Here is a 17,012-nt window from a genome sequence, read left to right on the forward strand (position 1 = left end):
GGCCTTCTCCTTGCCTCAGCGCCGGGTCACTGCGCGGAACCGTTGTCGTCGAGCAGCTTCTGGTACCAGTCGCGCAGCTTGTCGCCGCCCTGTTTCTTCCAGTCGGAGACGGCCTGCTGCATGTCGCCGGTCTTCTTGCGGCCGCGGACGATGTCGTCCTCCAGTTGCTCGAAGTCGTTGGAGAGGTTGGTGAAGCGGGCCGGTTCGGTGATCTGCATGCCCCAGAACGCGGACTTCCGGGTGAAGCCGCCCATCCGCTGCTGCCACTCCACCTGCTCCTTCGCGATCTCCGGGAAGTCCGGGTGCGCGATGGTGGCGGCGGGGCTGGCGAGCATCACGTAGGCGTTGATCACCTCCTGGTTGCCCTTGTCGTTCTTGACCGGCATGCCGTCCTCGACGGTGTAGTGCGTGCCCTCGACCCCGTAGTTGGTGAGCATGTACTCCTTGGTGCCGTACGGGGCGGCGGTGACGTTCGCGGCGGCGAGCACGTCCTCGATGACGGCCTTGGACGCCTTCTTGTTGACGAAGGCGAAGATGCCGGCGGGCGATCCGGCCCACAACCGGGGGTCGCCGCCGTCGTGGGCGAAGATGTCCATGCCGGAGATCCGGAAGTCCGGGTTCTGGGTGGACTGTTCGGCCATCTTGCCCCACCAGTCCGAGATGTTGTTGTTGTACATCAGCACCTGGCCGGAGGTGAACCGGTCGGCCGAGGTGCCCTGGTTGGCCGCCTTGGCGTCGGGGTGGACCACTCCGGCCGCGTAGAGCTTGCGGGTCCACTCCAGCGCTTCCAGGTACTCGTCCGTCTCGACGCGGTAGACCAGCTTGCCGTCGACCTGGTGCCAGCCGAGCGGCTTCTCGCTGCCGGACAGCACGCCGAAGATGTTGAAGGCGGTCCACTTCATGTCGTCGCAGGCCCACACCTTCGCCTTGGCGTTGGTGATGTCCTTGGCGAAGGACAGGAACTCGTCCGCGGTGCGCGGGAGTTCCCAGCCCTCCTCGTCGAAGACGTCCTTGCGGTAGAAGGGCACGATGCCGGTGACGGAGGGGGCGGGCTGGGGCAGACCGCGCAGTTTGCCGCCGAAGATGGAGTACTGCCAGGCCTCGGTCGGGATGGCGGCGAGGTTGGGGTACTTCTTGACCGCGTCGCCGGAGAGGTAGGGGCCGAGGTCGGCGAACTTGCTGATGATGGCGCTGGGTATCTTGCCGCCCATGTTCCAGCTGGGGATCACCACGACGTCCGGCATGTCGCTGGAGGCGAGGACCGCGCCCAGCTTCTCGTCGTAGGTGATGCCGTCCTGGTTCTGCCAGGAGATGTCGACGCCGATCAGGTCGTTCATCGCCTTGTAGTAAGGGTTGTCGCCCTTCGGCGGCGAGCCCCAGAACGGCGACATGATCCTGATGGAACCGCCCTTGCCGAGCTTCTTCGGCACCGAGGTCTTCAGGTCGGCGAGTTCCAGCTTCCGGGTGAAGCCGATCGCGGAGCCGTTCTTCGCCGGGATGTCCGGGGACACCACGTTGCCGGCCACGTACGCCGGCAGCAGCTTCTGGGCCTTCTTGCCCGACGTGGTGCCTTCGCGGGAGTCGCCGCCGTCGGAACCGCCACAGGCGGCGAGCAGCGGCATACCCCCGGCCACCGCTGCGGTGGCGACCGCCGTGGAGGCGAGGAAGCTTCTCCGGCTCGGGCCGGAGGAGGCGGAAGCGGCGTTCGGCGTCATTGCGTCAACCCTTCGTGGCGCACCAGGACACCCGGCGGTGGGGCCGTCGGCTGCGGTGTCTTGAGTGGAACTGGCTGAGCTGAAGCGTCACTTCGACTTTTGAAGGTGGGCGGCGTCGAAGCGCTTCGATGTTGCTGCGAGGTTAAGTGAACCCCTGGGGGTGCACAAGGGCCGTTCTCAAGATTCCTCGAAGCCCGCGCGTCCGGGCGCCGGACTGGACCGCACTCCTACATCCCTTGAAACGTCGGCGGGATCCCGGAGTTGTTGCCCCGCGATATCTTGACACCCACCCGGGGACGAATGAGCATCGAAGCGCTTCGAAAGAGCCACGCCGCTCCATCGCAAGGGGAACCCCACGTGACCGCACAAACGCCGCCTACGCCGCCTTTCCGCGATCCGCGACTGCCGTTCGCGAAGCGCATCGACGACCTGCTGGCGCGGCTCACCCTCGACGAGAAGGTCTCCTTCCTGCACCAGTTCGCGCCCGCCGTGGAACGGCTCGGCATCGCCGCGTTCCGCACCGGCCAGGAGGCCCTGCACGGTGTGGCCTGGATGGGCCCGGCGACCGTGTTCCCGCAGGCGGTCGGCCTCGGCGCGACCTGGAACCCGGAGCTGGTGCGCCGGGTCGGCGACGCGGTGTCGAAGGAGGTCCGCGCGATGCGGGCCCGCGACGAGCGGGTCGGCCTCAACGTGTGGGCGCCGACGGTGAACCTGCTGCGCCATCCGCTGTGGGGCCGCAACGAGGAGGGCTACTCCGAGGACCCGAAGCTGACCTCGGCGATCGCCACCGCCTACACGCGCGGCCTGCGCGGCGACCACCCGGCGTACTGGCGCACGGCCCCGGTTCTCAAGCACTGGCTCGCGCACAACAACGAGACGAACCGGGACACCACCTCGTCCTCGGTGCGCCCGCGCGTCCTGCACGAGTACGACCTGCGGGCCTTCCGGGACACCGTCGAGGCGGGCGCGGTCGCCGGGGTGATGCCGGCGTACAACCTGGTCAACGGCCGCCCGAACCACGTCTCCCCGTATCTGCGCGAGCAGTTGCGCGCCTGGACGGACCAGGACCTGCTGGTCTGCTCGGACGCGGGCGCGCCGTCCAACCTGGTCGACTCCGAGCATTACTTCGACACCCACGAGGAGGCGACGGCGGCGGCCCTGCTGGCCGGCGTCGACAGCTTCACCGACCACGGCACGGACGGCTCGAAGATCACCGCCCGGGTGTGCGGCGCCCTGGAGCGGGGCCTGCTGACCGAGGCGGACGTCGACACCGCCGTCCGCCGCCAGCTCTCGGTCCGCTTCCGGCTCGGCGAGTTCGACGGGTACGAGGAGGCGGGCGCCTTCGACACCGCGGAGCACCGGGACCTCGCCCGGGAGACTGCGGAGCAGGCGATCGTGCTGCTCAAGAACGAGGGCGTGCTGCCGCTGGCGCCCGGTGCCCGGATCGCGGTCGTCGGCCTGCTCGCCGACGAGTGCAAGCTGGACTGGTACAGCGGCACGCTGATCCACCGCTCCACCCCGCTGGAGGGGATGTACGAGCGGTTCGGCGCCGAGCGGGTGACGTTCGCGGAGGGCGTGGACCGGGTCCGGCTCCGGACGGCCGACGGCTCGTACGTGTGCGTGCCCCGAGCCGAGGAAGCGGACGAGCGGGTGCGCGGCGCCGAGGGCGCGCTCGACCCGGCGCTGCTCGCCGGCCGCACCGACCTGCCGCCGCTGACCACCGACGGCACCGGCACCGAGCTGGCCCTGATCGACTGGGGCGACGACGTGCTGACCTTCCGCGCGCCCGACGGCCGGTACCTCTCCGTCGCCGAGGACGGCCGGGTCCGCGCCTCCGCGGACCAGCCGGGCGGCTGGATCGTCCAGGAGACGTTCCGTCTCGAACCCCATGGGAACGGCCACCTCCTCCGGCACCTGGGTACGGGACACCACGTCTGTGTCGCCGCGGATGGCCTGAAGGTTGCCGCGCCCAAGGAGTCGGAGCCGGCGGTCTTCGAACTGGTCGTCGCCGAGCGCGGCGAGGACGCGGTGGCACGGGTCGCGGCGGAGGCGGACGTGGTCGTGGTGGTCGCGGGCAACGACCCGCACCTCAACGGCCGTGAGACGGAGGACCGTACGACGCTGCGGCTGCCGGAGCACCAGCGGCGCCTGCTGAACGCCGCCCGGGCCGCCAACCCGAACACGGTGCCGGTGCTGGTGTCGGCGTACCCGTACGCGGTCGACACCGACCGCCTTCCGGCGCTGCTGTGGACCGCCCACGGCGGGCAGGCCGCGGGCACCGCCCTGGCCCGCGTCCTCGCCGGCGACGTCTCCCCCGCCGGCCGCCTCCCGCAGACCTGGTACGCGGACGACGCGGACCTGCCCGGCCTCCTCGACTACGACGTCATCGGCAGCCGCCAGACGTACCTGTACTTCGAGGGCACGCCGCTGTTCCCGTTCGGCCACGGCCTGTCGTACGCGGAGTTCGCGTACGACGGCCTGGCGGTCCGCGTGGACGACGCCGCGGTGGAGGTGTCCTTCACGGTCACGAACACCGGGGCGGTGGCGGCCGACGAGGTGGCCCAGCTGTACACGCGCGCGGCGGACCCGTCGGTGATCCGGCCGCGCCGGGAACTGCTGGACCACGCGCGGATCACGCTGGCCCCGGGCGAGACGAAGGACGTCTCCTTCGAAGTCCCCCTGTCCGCCTTCGCGTTCCGGGACGTGGCGCGAGGCCGGTGGCGCCTGGAGTCCGGCCCGTACGAACTGCTGGCCGGCGCCTCCTCGGAGGACGTCCGGCTGCGTACGACGGTGACGCTGGACGGCGAGCCCGCCATGCCCCGCGCGGTGACCGAACGCGGCCTGGACGCGGCCGGCTTCGACGAGCAGAGCGGCACGGAGATCGTGGACCGGGCGAAGACGGCCGGGGACGCGGTGACGCCGGCGGCGGCCGGGACCGGCGAACTGGTCTACCGCGACTGCGACTTCGGTGACGGGGTCACCGAGGTGTCGGTGGAGGTGGCGGGTGCCGAGGGCGTCGTCGAGCTGTCGCTGGACGGCGGCCCGGTGCTGGCGGCGCTGACGCTTCCGGCGCCGACGTCCGGCCCGTACGACTACACCCGGGTGACCGCCGGGATCGACGCGCGGGGCGTGCACGACGTCCACCTCAGGCTGCGCGGACCGCTGCGGCTCGCGCACGTCGGCTTCTCCGGTTGAGGGTCCGGACCAGGCCGACACAGAGAGGGGGCCCGGCACCGGAAGACCTCGGTGCCGGGCCCCTTCGGGGCGGTGGACCCGCCCCTCACCGGCCGGAGTCGACTGCGCCCCGGACCCGCCGGCGGACGTGGCGTCCTGGGGACGGTGGTACCGGGAGCACCTCGGCACCGGCACGCGGGCATGACAACGGCCGGAGCCCCCGCACAGTGGGCTCCGGCCGTCGGCCTGTTACCGCGTCGTCCCGGTCAGAGAGCGAGACCGGTCAGGACGAGCACCCGCTCGTAGGTGTAGTCGTCCATGGCGAACCGGACGCCCTCGCGGCCCACGCCGGACTGCTTGGCGCCGCCGTACGGCATCTGGTCGGCCCGGTAGGAGGGCACGTCGCCGATGACCACACCGCCGACCTCGAGGGCGCGGTGGGCACGGAAGGCGACCTGGAGGTCGTGCGTGAACACACCGGCCTGGAGGCCGTACTTGGAGTCGTTGACGGCGGCGAAGGCCTCCGCCTCCCCGTCCACCTTCTGCACGGTGAGGACCGGTCCGAAGACCTCCTCGCGGGCCAGGGTGGTGCCGGCGGGGACGTCGGTGAGGACGGTGGGCGCGTAGGAGGCGCCGTCCCGCTTGCCGCCGGTGAGCAGGGCCGCACCGGCGTCCACGGCCTCCTGGACCCAGGTCTCGACGCGCTTGGCGGCGTCCTCGCTGACCAGCGGGCCGACGTCGGTGGCGTCGTCGCTCGGGTCACCGGTGACCTGGGCCTCGACGGCGGCGACGATGCGCGGCAGCAGCCGGTCGTAGACGGAGGCGTCGGCGATCACGCGCTGCACGGAGATGCAGGACTGGCCGCCCTGGTAGTTCGAGAAGGTGGCGATACGGGTCGCCGCCCAGTCGAGGTCGGCGTCGGAGGCGTAGTCGCCCAGCACGACCGCGGCGCCGTTGCCGCCCAGCTCCAGGGTGCAGTGCTTGCGCGGCACCGAGTCCATGATCGCGTAGCCGACCTGCTCGGAACCGGTGAAGGAGATGACCGGCAGGCGCTCGTCCTGGACGAGGGCGGGCATCCGGTCGTTCGGCACCGGCAGGATGCTCCAGGACCCGGCGGGCAGCTCGGTCTCGGCCAGCAGCTCACCGAGGACGAGACCGGAGAGCGGGGTGGCGGGCGCGGGCTTCAGGATGATCGGCGCACCGGCGGCGATGGCGGGGGCCACCTTGTGGGCGCACAGGTTCAGCGGGAAGTTGAACGGCGCGATGCCGAGGACGACGCCCTTGGGGAAGCGGCGGGTGAGCGCGAGCCGGCCCTGACCGCCCTGGTCGGTGTCGAGCCGCTGGGCCTCGCCGCCGTTGAACCGCCGGGCCTCCTCGGCCGCGAACCGGAACACGGACACGGCACGGCCGACCTCGCCGCGGGCCCACTTGATCGGCTTGCCGTTCTCGGCGGAGATCAGCTGGGCGATCTCCTCGGTGCGCTCGACGAGCCGCTTGCTGACGTGGTCGAGGGCGGCGGCACGTACGTGGGCGGGCGTGGCGGCGAACTCCTCGCGCACGGCGTACGCGGCGGCCACGGCCTCCTCGATCTGCGCGTCGGTCGGCACACCGACCTGGCCGACCAGCCGACCGTCCCACGGGTTGCTGACGTCGAAGGTGGTCTCGCCGGTGACCGGACGGCCGGCGAGCCAGAAGGCGTGGGTGGAGGTCATGGTCGTAGCCCGTGCCCTTCCGCGTTGGGGGTGTACTTGCCTGTCGGGGTCCACGGTAGGGGCGCGGGAGCGGTGGGGGGCTTGTCCGAATCGTAGTGGTGGGGGGTGGGGGTGCGCCGGTTTGGACCGTCGGGCACCCCTCATGGCCTCCGGTCGCCTACTGCTCCCCCGCCGTGGCCTTCAACGCCAGCCAGAGCTCCATCCGCACATCCGGATCGTCCAGCGACCGTCCGAGGATCTCCTCCACGCGCCGCATCCGGTAGCGCAGCGTGTGGCGGTGGACGCCGAGGTCCGCCGCCGCCGCGTCCCACTGGCCGTGGCGGGAGAGCCAGGCGCGGAGGGAGGCGACGAGGTCGCCGCGGCCGGTGGCGTCGTGTTCGTGGAGGGCGCGCAGGAGGCCGTCGGCGAAGGCCTTCACCGCGTCGTCCGCCAGCAGCGGCAGCACCGAGCCGGACGCCAGCTGTTCGTGTTCGACGAGGACGCGGCCGCGGCGGCGGGCCACCGACAGGGCCTGTTCGGCCTGTTTGTACGCGGCGGCCGCGGCGATCGGGCCGGCGGGCGCCGACATGCCGAGGACCACGTCGTCGTCCTCGGCGGCCGACGGGTCGCGGGGTGTGCCGTTGCCGCGGGCGGTCTCCAGTCCCGCCGCGAACTCGCCGCAGGCGTGTGCCGCCGCGCCCCCGTCCGCCGCCAGGACGACCAGGCGCTCGCCCTCGGGGACCGCCAGCACCGCCTCGCCCGCGCGCGCCCCGGCCGCCTCGACGGTCTCGGCCAGTCCGGCGACACCGGTCCCGCCCTCCGCGACGATCACCCGGAACGGCGCGTCCAGCAAACCGCCGTACAGGTCCCCGGCCACCGCGCGGGCGTGGTCCGGCTCCCCCGCCAGCAGCATCCGCAGGACCGCCGCGCCGATCCGCTGTTCCGCCGCGTGCAGGGCGCGGGAGCGTTCCGTGGTCAGGGTGAGCAGGGCGATCGCCGAGTGGACCGCGTAGCGCTCCGCCGTGCCGAGGGCCGCTGCGGTGCCGACGGCGAGCGCCGCGCGGGGGCGGCGGCCGGTGCCGATCGAGTGCAGCTCGACCCGGTCCTCGTGGTCGGGGCCGCCGACCACCGAGCTGGCCGGTGCCGGGCGGTCACGGAGGCGTTCCACGTCGGCCGTCAGCCGGGCGGCGCGGCGCCCCGCCCACTCGGGGGCCGTGGCGACGACGGCGCCGGACGCGTCGTAGAGGGCGGCCCAGCCGTCGACCTGGGCGGCGAGCGCGCCGAGCAGGCCTTCCGGGCCGTCGCCCAGGGCCTGCTTGGTCAGTTCCCGCTGGGCGGCGAAGCCGGCCGTCACCGCGCGGTACTGGTCCGCCGCGATGGCGGCCGAGACGGCTTTGGTGATGGCGAGGAACGGGGTGCGCCGGGGCACCTCCAGCAGCGGCAGGCCTTCCTCCTCGGCCGCGTCGACCAGGGCCTTGGGGGTCTCCTCGTAGTTCACCCCGACCGCGAAGCCCAGGCCGACCACGCCCGCGCCGACCAGGCGCCGGACGTAGCGGCGCATGGCCTCGGGGTCCTCCGCGTCCAGCTTGAGCGCGGTGATCAGCAGCAGCTCCCCGCCCTCCATGTACGGCACGGGGTCGGCCAGCTCGCTGACGTGGGCCCAGCGGACGGGCACGTCCAGGCGGTCCCCGCCCGCCCGCACGGTCAGCTTGAGCGCCGAGTGGTGGACGAGGGAGGCGAGCGTGGGAGGCATGGGGCCTTCAGGGTCGGGGGTGGGTGAGCCGGTTGATCTTCTGGCCGTCAGTTGATCTTTGGGCCGTTGATTGATCTTTTGGCCGTCGCGTATGAACGGCCCTACCGATTCTGCCTCACCGTACGACCTCTGGACGGCCGGTTCACCCCCGCAGGTCCACCAGCAGCGGCGGCGCGTGCTCGCCCTTGACGTTCGTCAGGGACAGCACCGCGTGGCCCGGCGGCACCGCGTGCGCCAGCTCCGACGCGGACCAGCGCTCCCGCTCGACCTGGCGTACGGTCACCGCCCGCGCGGTCGGCGCCTTGCCGGTGATCACCCGGCGCAGCGCGTGCACGGCCTTCCCGGCGGGGGTCTCGGCGATGATCTGCCGGTCGGTGACGTCCCGCGCCTCGGTCCACTCCTTGCCCCACACCTCGGCGAAGTCCTGGCCGTCCCAGGGGGTGAGGCCGGAGAGGGCGACCCGGCACCCGGTGGCGCCGAGGAGCGGGCCGCGCAGCGGGCGCGGTACGTCGTCGAGGGTGCGCAGGGTGAGGACGGCGCCCGCGCCCGCGGAGCGCAGCCGCTGGATGCCGCGGACCGCCTCCGGCGTCACGACGCCCGTCGCGTCGTCGAGGATCAGGCAGGCGAACAGCGACCGGTCCTCCCGTACCGTGACGCTCGCCGTGAACTGGGCCAGCACCAGCCGCGCCAGGATGCGGGAGGCGTCCGCGTGACCGCGCGCGGGCAGGTCGATACGGACCCGGACCGGGTGGTCGAGGGCCTTGAGGGAGAACGGCCGTGACTGGCCGGACGTGTCGAAGAAGCCCGCGAAGGCGGGGCGGTCGAGGAGGGCGATCCGGTCGGCCAGCACCCCGCCCACGTCACCCGGGTGGGCCATCTGCCGCTCCCGCGCGTCCAGCTCCCGCAGCAGCGACTCCTGTCCGGCGCTCTCCAGCCCGGCCCGCAGCTCGGCCAGCGGTCCCGGTGCCCCGTCGAGCAGCCGGCGCAGCTCCGGTACGGACGGGAAGCGGCCGTGGACCGCGCGGTACGGGCCGAGGAGCTGGGCGAGGACGGTGGTGGAGCGGCGGGTGTCGCTGCCGGGGTGCGGGTCGGCCAGGTCGCCCGCCAGGGCTTCGGCCAGTATGGCGGCGGCCTCGTCGGGGTCGGTCGTACCGCCGTACAGGTCCAGGTCGTACATCGACTCCTGGTCGCCGACGCGTACGACGACGTCATAGGCGTCGGCCGGGCCGAGCCCGGAGCCCGCCGCGCCGACGACCACGACGGCGGCCCGGCCGGCGAGCGCGTGCAGGCACAGCGACTCGGCGAGCGGGCGGACCAGGGTGCCGGTCTTGCCGGAGCCGGCCGGGCCGACGGCGAGCAGGGAGGTGCCGAGCAGGTCGGGGCCGAGGGCGAGGCCGGTGCCGCGGTAGGCGTAGGGGTTGCGGGGGTCGTCGGCGGTGGTGCCGACCCGCACCTGGCCGGTGAGCAGGTCGTGCCGGGCCTGGCGGCCGGGCAGGTCGCGGGCGCCGGAGGGGTGGGCGCAGGCGGCGGAGCCCTCCCGGAGCACGGCGCCGGTGAAGGCGGCCAGGCTGTGCCGGCCGCTGCGCACGCCCTGCCAGGCGCGGGTGATCCGGGCGTGGTCGACGTCCCGCATCAGGCCCTGGCGGGCCTCGGTGGCGAGCCGGTCGGCGGCGTCGGAGGCCCCGGCGGCGCGCAGCGCGGGCCACTCGGCGGGGTCCTCCTCGGGGGCGGGCGCCTGATCGGCCTCCCGGCGTCGGAGGTGAGGGACTACGAAACGACGCCACACCTCACCCCAGCGGCCCAGTCGGCCGACACCGATGACGATGATCAGCACCACAATCAGAGTCCACGCGTTGGCAAACACGACACGTGCGTAGGAATGGGGCTCCGTCCACGAAGCTGTCATTGCTTCCAGGGGCAACAACCACCAACCACCCAGATAGCCGTTGTACAGCAAAGACCAAATCAACCACCCCACCAAGAACGCGATCAGCGCCCCGCTGATCAGCTGCCGGCCGGGCACCCGCTCCGGCTCCTCGTCGGGCCGGGGCCGGTGGCCGAACCGCCAGACGCCGGGCGCGGCGTCCGGCCGGGGGGTGCGCAGCCAGGTGAGGAAGGCGGAGCCGTCCGGGAGCGGCGGCACGGCCGGCATGGCCGGGGGCCGCGGTGGCAGTGGTGGCGCCTCCGGCGGTCCCGCCGGACGCGGCACCGGATTGGCGTGTGTGCCCCGCGCGTCCCTGGTCCCGTCGCCGTCCATCGCCTTTGCCCCCTGAGCAGCCGCTCCATCCACCGTCAGCGAGTCAATCTAACGCGCCGCCATGGGGAGTTCACCGATTGAGCGGCGGGGCGCACCGACGGCATCCGCCCGCAGCAAGAAATGTCCGGTCACCGTCCGTCACGGGCCGCCTATGTCCACCACGGACAACGAATCCCGTCGACAACGCCCACATGGAGCATGCCCACCCCCTCCGACCCGTCTTAACCTGCGAGAAAAGAAGGCAAGCGTCCGGAAACACCCCCAGGAGCCCTCATGACCGCACTTCCGCAGGAGCGCCGCGTCGTCACCGCCATTCCCGGCCCGAAGTCGCAGGAGCTGCAGGCCCGCCGCGTCGCCACGGTCGCGCAGGGCGTGGGCTCGGTGCTGCCGGTGTTCACCACCCGCGCGGGCGGCGGCATCATCGAGGACGTCGACGGCAACCGTCTGATCGACTTCGGCTCCGGTATCGCCGTGACCTCGGTCGGCGCCTCCGCCGAGGCCGTCGTACGCCGTGCCTCCGCGCAGCTCGCCGACTTCACCCACACCTGTTTCATGGTCACCCCGTACGAGGGCTACGTGGAGGTCGCCGAGGCCCTCGCGGAGCTGACCCCGGGCGACCACGCCAAGAAGTCCGCGCTGTTCAACAGCGGCGCCGAGGCCGTCGAGAACGCCGTCAAGATCGCCCGTGCGTACACCAAGCGCCAGGCCGTCGTCGTCTTCGACCACGGCTACCACGGCCGTACGAACCTCACGATGGCGCTGACCGCGAAGAACATGCCGTACAAGCACGGCTTCGGTCCGTTCGCGCCCGAGGTGTACCGCGTCCCGGTCGCCTACGGCTACCGCTGGCCGACCGGCGCCGAGAACGCCGGCCCCGAGGCCGCCAAGCAGGCCATCGACCAGATCACCAAGCAGGTCGGCGCCGAGAACGTCGCCGCGATCATCATCGAGCCGGTGCTGGGCGAGGGCGGCTTCATCGAGCCGGCCAAGGGCTTCCTGCCGGCGATCGTGAAGTTCGCCAACGACAACGGCATCGTCTTCGTCGCGGACGAGATCCAGTCCGGCTTCTGCCGCACCGGCCAGTGGTTCGCCTGCGAGGACGAGGGCATCGTCCCGGACCTGATCACCACCGCCAAGGGCATCGCCGGCGGTCTGCCGCTGGCCGCCGTCACCGGCCGCGCCGAGATCATGGACGCCGCGCACGCGGGCGGCCTGGGCGGCACCTACGGCGGCAACCCGGTCGCCTGCGCGGGTGCGCTCGGCGCGATCGAGACGATGAAGGAGCTGGACCTCAACGCCAAGGCGAAGAACATCGAGGCGATCATGAAGGGCCGCCTCACCGCCATGGCCGAGAAGTTCGACATCATCGGCGACGTCCGCGGCCGCGGCGCCATGATCGCCATCGAGCTGGTCAAGGACCGCGCCACCAAGGAGCCGAACCCGGAGGCGACCGCCGCGCTCGCCAAGGCCTGCCACGCGGAGGGCCTGCTGGTCCTGACCTGTGGCACCTACGGCAACGTGCTCCGCTTCCTGCCGCCGCTGGTGATCGGCGAGGACCTGCTGAACGAGGGCCTCGACATCATCGAGCAGGCGTTCGCCCGCATCTGAGCAGGCCCCCTGCGCATCTGACGCGGCCTCGGCAGAGCGTGTGAAGAAGGTGTGCGAGGTGGATGACAGGACGTCGTTCCGGGTGTCCTCCTCGCGGCCGCTGCCGTAGGTTCTAACCAGATGAGAGATACACCCCGCCCACAGGGGACTGTGGGTGACATCAGGCCGGGGCCTCCCCAGCTTCGACCTGGTCGTGCCCTCGCGCACACAACCGGGGCCTCCGGCTCCGGATCTCCTCACCGATCGGACGGTCGCCCGCCCCAGACCCCCCGGGGCGCGCGGCGTTCCGATCCGTTCGGCCGCCCCGGAACCACCCCCCCTGTTCCGGGGCGGCCGACCTTTTTCTCCCTCCTCCCACTGCCCGTCCTCAGCGTCGTCGTCTTCGCACTGATCACCTGGCAGGTCGTCGCGGACGGACCGCTGGTGCGCCTGGACGAGCGGCTGAGCAGCGCACTCGTCCGTCCGGGCCGGGCCTCCGAACTCCTCTCCGATCTGGGGAACGTGCCGGTGGCGGTGCCGGTGCTGGCCGTCGCGGCGGGGTACGCCACCTGGCGGGCCCGCGCCACCGGTACAGACCGCTGGTGGCGCCCGGCCGTCGCCGCGGCCGCCCTCATGGCCCTGGTCCCGGCGGTCGTCGTACCGGTCAAGGAGTTGGTCGGCCGGCCGGGCACCCCCGCCGTCCCGCCCGGCACCGGCTACTTCCCCTCCGGCCACACCGCCACCGCCGCCGTCGCCTACGGCTGCGCGGCCCTGCTCCTCCTCCCCTGGCTGCGGCGTGCCGCCGCCCGCCGCACCGCGCTCCTGCTGTGCGCCGCCCTCAACCTCGGCGTCGGCTTCGGGCTGGTGCGGCGGGGATATCACTGGCCGCTGGACGTGCTGGCGAGCTGGTGTCTGGGCGCTGTGCTGCTCGGCCTGTTCGCCGGGTGGGTCAGCCGAAGTAGCCGTCGAACGTCCGCTGGAACTCCCAGCCGCCGAACCGGTCCCAGTTGATCGACCAGGTCATCAGGCCGCGCAGGGCGGGCCAGGTGCCGTGGGTGGCGTACGAGCCGCAGTTCGTCCGCTTCGTCAGGCAGTCGAGGGTCTTCACCACCTCGGCCGGGGAGACGTGCCCGTTGCCCGCGTTGGTGGTGGCCGGCATGCCGATGGCGACCTGGTCGGGGCGCAGCGGCGGGAAGACGCTGTTCGCGTCGCCCGCGACCGGGAAGCCGGTCAGCAGCATGTCGGTCATGGCGATGTGGAAGTCGGCGCCGCCCATGGAGTGGTACTGGTTGTCGAGGCCCATGACCGGGCCCGAGTTGTAGTCCTGGACGTGCAGCAGGCTCAGGTCGTCGCGCAGGGCGTGGATGACGGGCAGGTACGCCCCGGCCCGCGGGTCCTGGCCGCCCCACTTGCCGGTGCCGTAGTACTGGTAGCCGAGCTGGACGAAGAAGGTCTCCGGCGCCATGGTCAGGACGAAGTCGTCGCCGTACTTCGCCTTCAGGGTCTTCAGCGCCGAGATCAGGTTCACGATCACCGAGGTCTTGGGGTTCTTGAAGTCGGTGTCGTCGGCGTTCAGCGAGAGCGAGTGGCCCTCGAAGTCGATGTCGATGCCGTCCAGGCCGTACTCGTCGATGATCCTGGAGACGGAGGAGACGAAGGTGTCGCGGGCGGCCGTGGTGGTGAGCTGCACCTGGCCGTTCTGGCCGCCGATGGAGATCAGCACCTTCTTGCCCGCCGCCTGCTTGGCCTTGATCGCGGCCTTGAACTCGGCGTCGGACTCGACGTTCGGGCACTCGGTCACCGGGCAGCGGGTGAAGCGGATGTCGCCGGAGGTGACCGAGGTCGGCTCGCCGAAGGCCAGGTCGATGACGTCCCAGCTGTCGGGGACGTCGGCGAGGCGGGTGTAGCCGGAGCCGTTGGCGAAGGTGGCGTGCAGATAGCCGACCAGCGCGTGCGGCGGGAGGTCCGGGGAGCCGCCGCCGGAGCCGGGCGCGGTGGTCGCGGTGACCGTCGCGGAGCGCGCGGACTCGCCCGCGTCGTTGACGGCCGCGACCTGGAAGGCGTACGCCGTGGAGGGGGCGAGGCCGGTCACGGTGGCCGAGGTGCCGGTGGCCGTCCGCACCTTGGTGCCGTCGCGGTAGAGGGCGTAGCCCGTGGCGCCGGGGACGGCCGTCCAGGACAGGGCGACGGAGGTCGCGGTGATCGTGCCGGTCCTCAGGCCGGTCGGCGCGGCGGGCGGCTGGGCGGGGCCGGCGCCGGGGCCGACGAGGGAGAGGTCGTCGGCGTGGTAGGCGCCGGTGCCGTACCAGCCGTGGGTGTAGACGGTGACGCTGGTGGTGGCCGGGCCGGTGCGGAAGGTCGTGGTGAGCTGCTGCCAGTCGCCGGCGGACTGGGTCCAGGCGGAGACGTCGGTGGTGCCGGTGCCGGAGGCGCCCAGGTAGACGTAGGAGCCGCGGACATGGCCGGTGAGCGTGTACTGGGAGTCCGGTTTCACGGTCACGGTCTGGGCGCAGCGGGCGTTGTCGCCGCCGGCCGGGGTCGCGCGCAGGGCGGAGCTTCCGCTGCGCACCGGGCTCGTGACGGTCGTACCGGCCGTGCAGGTCCAGCCGTCGAGGCCGGCTTCGAAGCCTCCGTTGCGCAGGAGGTCCGCGTCGGCCGCACGGGCGGCCGGCGAGAGCGCGGTGAGGCCGGGCAGGGCCAGTGCCGCCGCGACGAGCACGGCGAGCGGTCTGAAGCGATCCACAAGTGCCTCCGGGCATGGGGGAATTGGAGGGGTGGAGCGCTCACAACTTGGTCCAGACCAATCACCGTGTCAAGGGGTCCGGTGCCCCTCGGGCTACCTCTGCCGCTTCATGGCCAGACCCGCCGCCGCCTCGTGCATCGCCAGCTCCAGCAGGACCGGATCGGTGAGGGTGCCCGACCCGTCCGGCGGCACCAGCCAGCGCACCCCACCGGTCGAGCGGCCCGGGTACGGCACGACGATCCAGGTGCCGGTCCCGGCCGCGCGGATGCCCGTGCCGACCCAGCGGGCCGCGGTGCCCGGCGGCACCAGGAACCCCGTGCGGGTGTCGCCGGAGTCGGCGAGCACCGGGCCCGGCCGGTCGAGGACGCGGCTGAGCACGTCGAGCGTGGGGCAGCCCAGCTCCCCCGGCAGGATCAGGACGTCCCAGGCCTTGCCCGCGGGCAGCAGCGCGACCCCGAGGGGGTTGCGCTCCCACTCCCAGCGGCAGGCCTCGGGATCCGGTGCGACCGATGCCAGCCATTCGACCGCCGTCTTCGCTCCAGTCATGGAAAGACCTCCCTCTCCCTCGTGGACGCCGGTTCGCGTCCACGAGGGAGAGGGAGGTCTGGCCGGAGCATTACGCGAGTCGGGCCCACCCTTTCGGGTGAGCCACGTCACAGGTCAGCTGTCGAAGCCGAGTCCCAGCCGGTCCATCGTCCGCAGCCACAGATTGCGCCGCCCGCCCTGGGCGTCCGCCCGGGCCAGCGACCACTTGGTGAGGGCGATGCCGGTCCAGGCGAACGGCTCCGGCGGGAACGGCAGCGGCTTCTTGCGGACCATCTCCAGCTCGGTGCGTTCGGTGCGCTCCCCCGCCAGCAGGTCCAGCATCACTTCGGCGCCGAACCGGGTCGCGCCCACGCCGAGGCCGGTGTACCCGGCCGCGTACGCCACCTTGCCCTGGTGGGCGGTGCCGAAGAACGCCGAGAAGCGCGAGCAGGTGTCGATCGCGCCGCCCCACGCGTGGGTGAAGCGGACGCCCTCCAGCTGCGGGAAGCAGGTGAAGAAGTGCCCGGCGAGCTTGGCGTAGGTCTCGGGGCGGTCGTCGTACTCGGCGCGGACCCGGCCGCCGTACGGGTAGATCGCGTCGTAGCCGCCCCACAGGACGCGGTTGTCGGCGGACAGCCGGAAGTAGTGGAACTGGTTGGCGCTGTCGCCGAGGCCCTGCCGGCCCTCCCAGCCGATCTCCGCGAGCTGGGCGTCCGTCAGCGGCTCGGTCATCAGGGCGTAGTCGTAGACCGGGACCGTGTAGGACCGCACCCGCTTCACCAGGTTCGGGAAGATGTTGGTGCCGAGCGCGACCGTGCGGGCCCGGACCCGGCCGTAGGGGGTGCGTACGGCCATGCCCGCGCCGTAGGGCTTCAGCGTGAGCGCGGGGGTGTGCTCGTAGACGCGCACCCCGAGCCGCACGCAGGCCCGCTTCAGGCCCCAGGCCAGCTTCGCCGGGTTGAGCATGGCCACGCCCCGCTTGTCCCAGAGGCCGGCCTGGAAGGTCGGCGAGTCGACCTGCGCCCGGACCGCGTCGGCGTCCAGGAACTCGACGCCGTCGGCGAGGCCCTCGCGTTCCATCTCCTCGTACCAGTCGCGCAGTTCCCACGCCTGGTACGTCTCGGTGGCCACGTCGATCTCGCCGGTGCGCTCGAAGTCGCAGTCGATGCCGTGCCGGGCGACCGCCTTCTCGATCTCGTCGAGGTTGCGGACGCCCAGCTCCTGGAGCTTGTGGATCTCGTCCGGCCAGCGGGCGAGCCCGTTGGGCAGCCCGTGGGTGAGGGAGGCGGCGCAGAAGCCGCCGTTGCGGCCCGAGGCGGCCCAGCCCACCTCGCGGCCCTCCAGCAGCACCACATCCCGCTGCGGGTCGCGCTCCTTGGCGATCAGCGCGGTCCACAGTCCGCTGTAGCCGCCGCCCACGACCAGCAGGTCGCAGGTCTCGGGGCCGGTGAGCGCGGGCTCGGGGCGGGGCCTGCCGGGGTCGTCCAGCCAGTACGGGACCGGCTGGGCTTCGGAAAGAGATTTCGTCGCGTCGTTACTGCCACGGCTCATGGCGCTTGGGGCCATG

The 17,012-nt window shown here is 72.4% G+C and carries 10 protein-coding genes; 3 read left to right on the plus strand and 7 right to left on the minus strand.

All coding sequences use genetic code 11. The features are described from left to right. Positions 1 to 26 precede the first annotated feature (26 nt). Positions 27 to 1,715 (minus strand): Tat pathway signal sequence domain protein, encoded by a 1,689-nt coding sequence (locus tag ACSU6L_RS10510; protein ID WP_437055773.1) that lies wholly within the window; start codon positions 1,713 to 1,715, stop codon positions 27 to 29. Between the two features lie 357 nt (positions 1,716 to 2,072). On the opposite strand from ACSU6L_RS10510, the gene ACSU6L_RS10515 reads away from it, so the two are divergent. Then, the gene (locus tag ACSU6L_RS10515; RefSeq protein WP_437055775.1) at positions 2,073 to 4,910 is read left to right on the plus strand and encodes a glycoside hydrolase family 3 C-terminal domain-containing protein; all 2,838 of its coding nucleotides are present in this window, start codon (positions 2,073 to 2,075) and stop codon (positions 4,908 to 4,910) included. Positions 4,911 to 5,155: 245 nt separating this feature from the next. Here the strand turns inward: ACSU6L_RS10515 and ACSU6L_RS10520 are convergent, their stop codons facing one another. The 3 genes from ACSU6L_RS10520 to ACSU6L_RS10530 form a co-directional block, all read right to left on the minus strand. After that, positions 5,156 to 6,601 (minus strand): aldehyde dehydrogenase family protein, encoded by a 1,446-nt coding sequence (locus ACSU6L_RS10520; protein WP_437055777.1) that lies wholly within the window; start codon positions 6,599 to 6,601, stop codon positions 5,156 to 5,158. Positions 6,602 to 6,758: 157 nt separating this feature from the next. Then, positions 6,759 to 8,333, minus strand: coding sequence for a PucR family transcriptional regulator (locus tag ACSU6L_RS10525; protein ID WP_437055779.1), 1,575 nt, complete (start codon positions 8,331 to 8,333; stop codon positions 6,759 to 6,761). Positions 8,334 to 8,475: 142 nt separating this feature from the next. After that, a complete protein-coding gene (locus ACSU6L_RS10530; protein ID WP_437055781.1) occupies positions 8,476 to 10,590 on the minus strand; it encodes an ATP-binding protein in 2,115 nt (704 codons plus the stop codon). A 273-nt stretch (positions 10,591 to 10,863) separates the two neighbouring features. Between ACSU6L_RS10530 and gabT the strand changes: the two genes are divergently transcribed. Beyond that, a complete protein-coding gene (gabT, locus tag ACSU6L_RS10535) occupies positions 10,864 to 12,198 on the plus strand; it encodes a 4-aminobutyrate--2-oxoglutarate transaminase (protein WP_073941213.1) in 1,335 nt (444 codons plus the stop codon). A 120-nt stretch (positions 12,199 to 12,318) separates the two neighbouring features. Next, entirely contained in the window at positions 12,319 to 13,188 is an 870-nt protein-coding gene (locus ACSU6L_RS10540; protein ID WP_437055783.1) for a phosphatase PAP2 family protein, read from the plus strand. Here ACSU6L_RS10540 and ACSU6L_RS10545 read toward each other — a convergent pair. From ACSU6L_RS10545 to ACSU6L_RS10555, 3 genes are all read right to left on the minus strand, one after another. After that, entirely contained in the window at positions 13,127 to 14,920 is a 1,794-nt protein-coding gene (locus ACSU6L_RS10545) for a chitinase (RefSeq protein WP_437055785.1), read from the minus strand. The genes ACSU6L_RS10540 and ACSU6L_RS10545 overlap by 62 nt on opposite strands. Before the next feature lie 93 nt (positions 14,921 to 15,013). Beyond that, the gene (locus ACSU6L_RS10550; RefSeq protein ID WP_437055787.1) at positions 15,014 to 15,466 is read right to left on the minus strand and encodes a hypothetical protein; all 453 of its coding nucleotides are present in this window, start codon (positions 15,464 to 15,466) and stop codon (positions 15,014 to 15,016) included. Between the two features lie 114 nt (positions 15,467 to 15,580). Continuing rightward, positions 15,581 to 17,011 (minus strand): NAD(P)/FAD-dependent oxidoreductase, encoded by a 1,431-nt coding sequence (locus ACSU6L_RS10555; RefSeq protein ID WP_437055789.1) that lies wholly within the window; start codon positions 17,009 to 17,011, stop codon positions 15,581 to 15,583. Position 17,012: the final 1 nt, after the last annotated feature.

It is taken from the genome of Streptomyces sp. enrichment culture (genome assembly GCF_964272855.1).
In the GTDB taxonomy this organism is placed as follows: domain Bacteria; phylum Actinomycetota; class Actinomycetes; order Streptomycetales; family Streptomycetaceae; genus Streptomyces.

What these genes read in the sequence shown, in the direction of transcription:
- gabT (WP_073941213.1), top strand. Translation starts at nt 10,864, where the DNA reads ATGACCGCACTTCCGCAGGAGCGCCGCGTCGTCACCGCCATTCCCGGC.
- ACSU6L_RS10550 (WP_437055787.1), bottom strand. Translation starts at nt 15,466, where the DNA reads ATGACTGGAGCGAAGACGGCGGTCGAATGGCTGGCATCGGTCGCACCG.
- ACSU6L_RS10525 (WP_437055779.1), bottom strand. Translation starts at nt 8,333, where the DNA reads ATGCCTCCCACGCTCGCCTCCCTCGTCCACCACTCGGCGCTCAAGCTG.
- ACSU6L_RS10520 (WP_437055777.1), bottom strand. Translation starts at nt 6,601, where the DNA reads ATGACCTCCACCCACGCCTTCTGGCTCGCCGGCCGTCCGGTCACCGGC.
- ACSU6L_RS10540 (WP_437055783.1), top strand. Translation starts at nt 12,319, where the DNA reads ATGAGAGATACACCCCGCCCACAGGGGACTGTGGGTGACATCAGGCCG.
- ACSU6L_RS10555 (WP_437055789.1), bottom strand. Translation starts at nt 17,011, where the DNA reads ATGGCCCCAAGCGCCATGAGCCGTGGCAGTAACGACGCGACGAAATCT.
- ACSU6L_RS10530 (WP_437055781.1), bottom strand. Translation starts at nt 10,590, where the DNA reads ATGGACGGCGACGGGACCAGGGACGCGCGGGGCACACACGCCAATCCG.
- ACSU6L_RS10510 (WP_437055773.1), bottom strand. Translation starts at nt 1,715, where the DNA reads ATGACGCCGAACGCCGCTTCCGCCTCCTCCGGCCCGAGCCGGAGAAGC.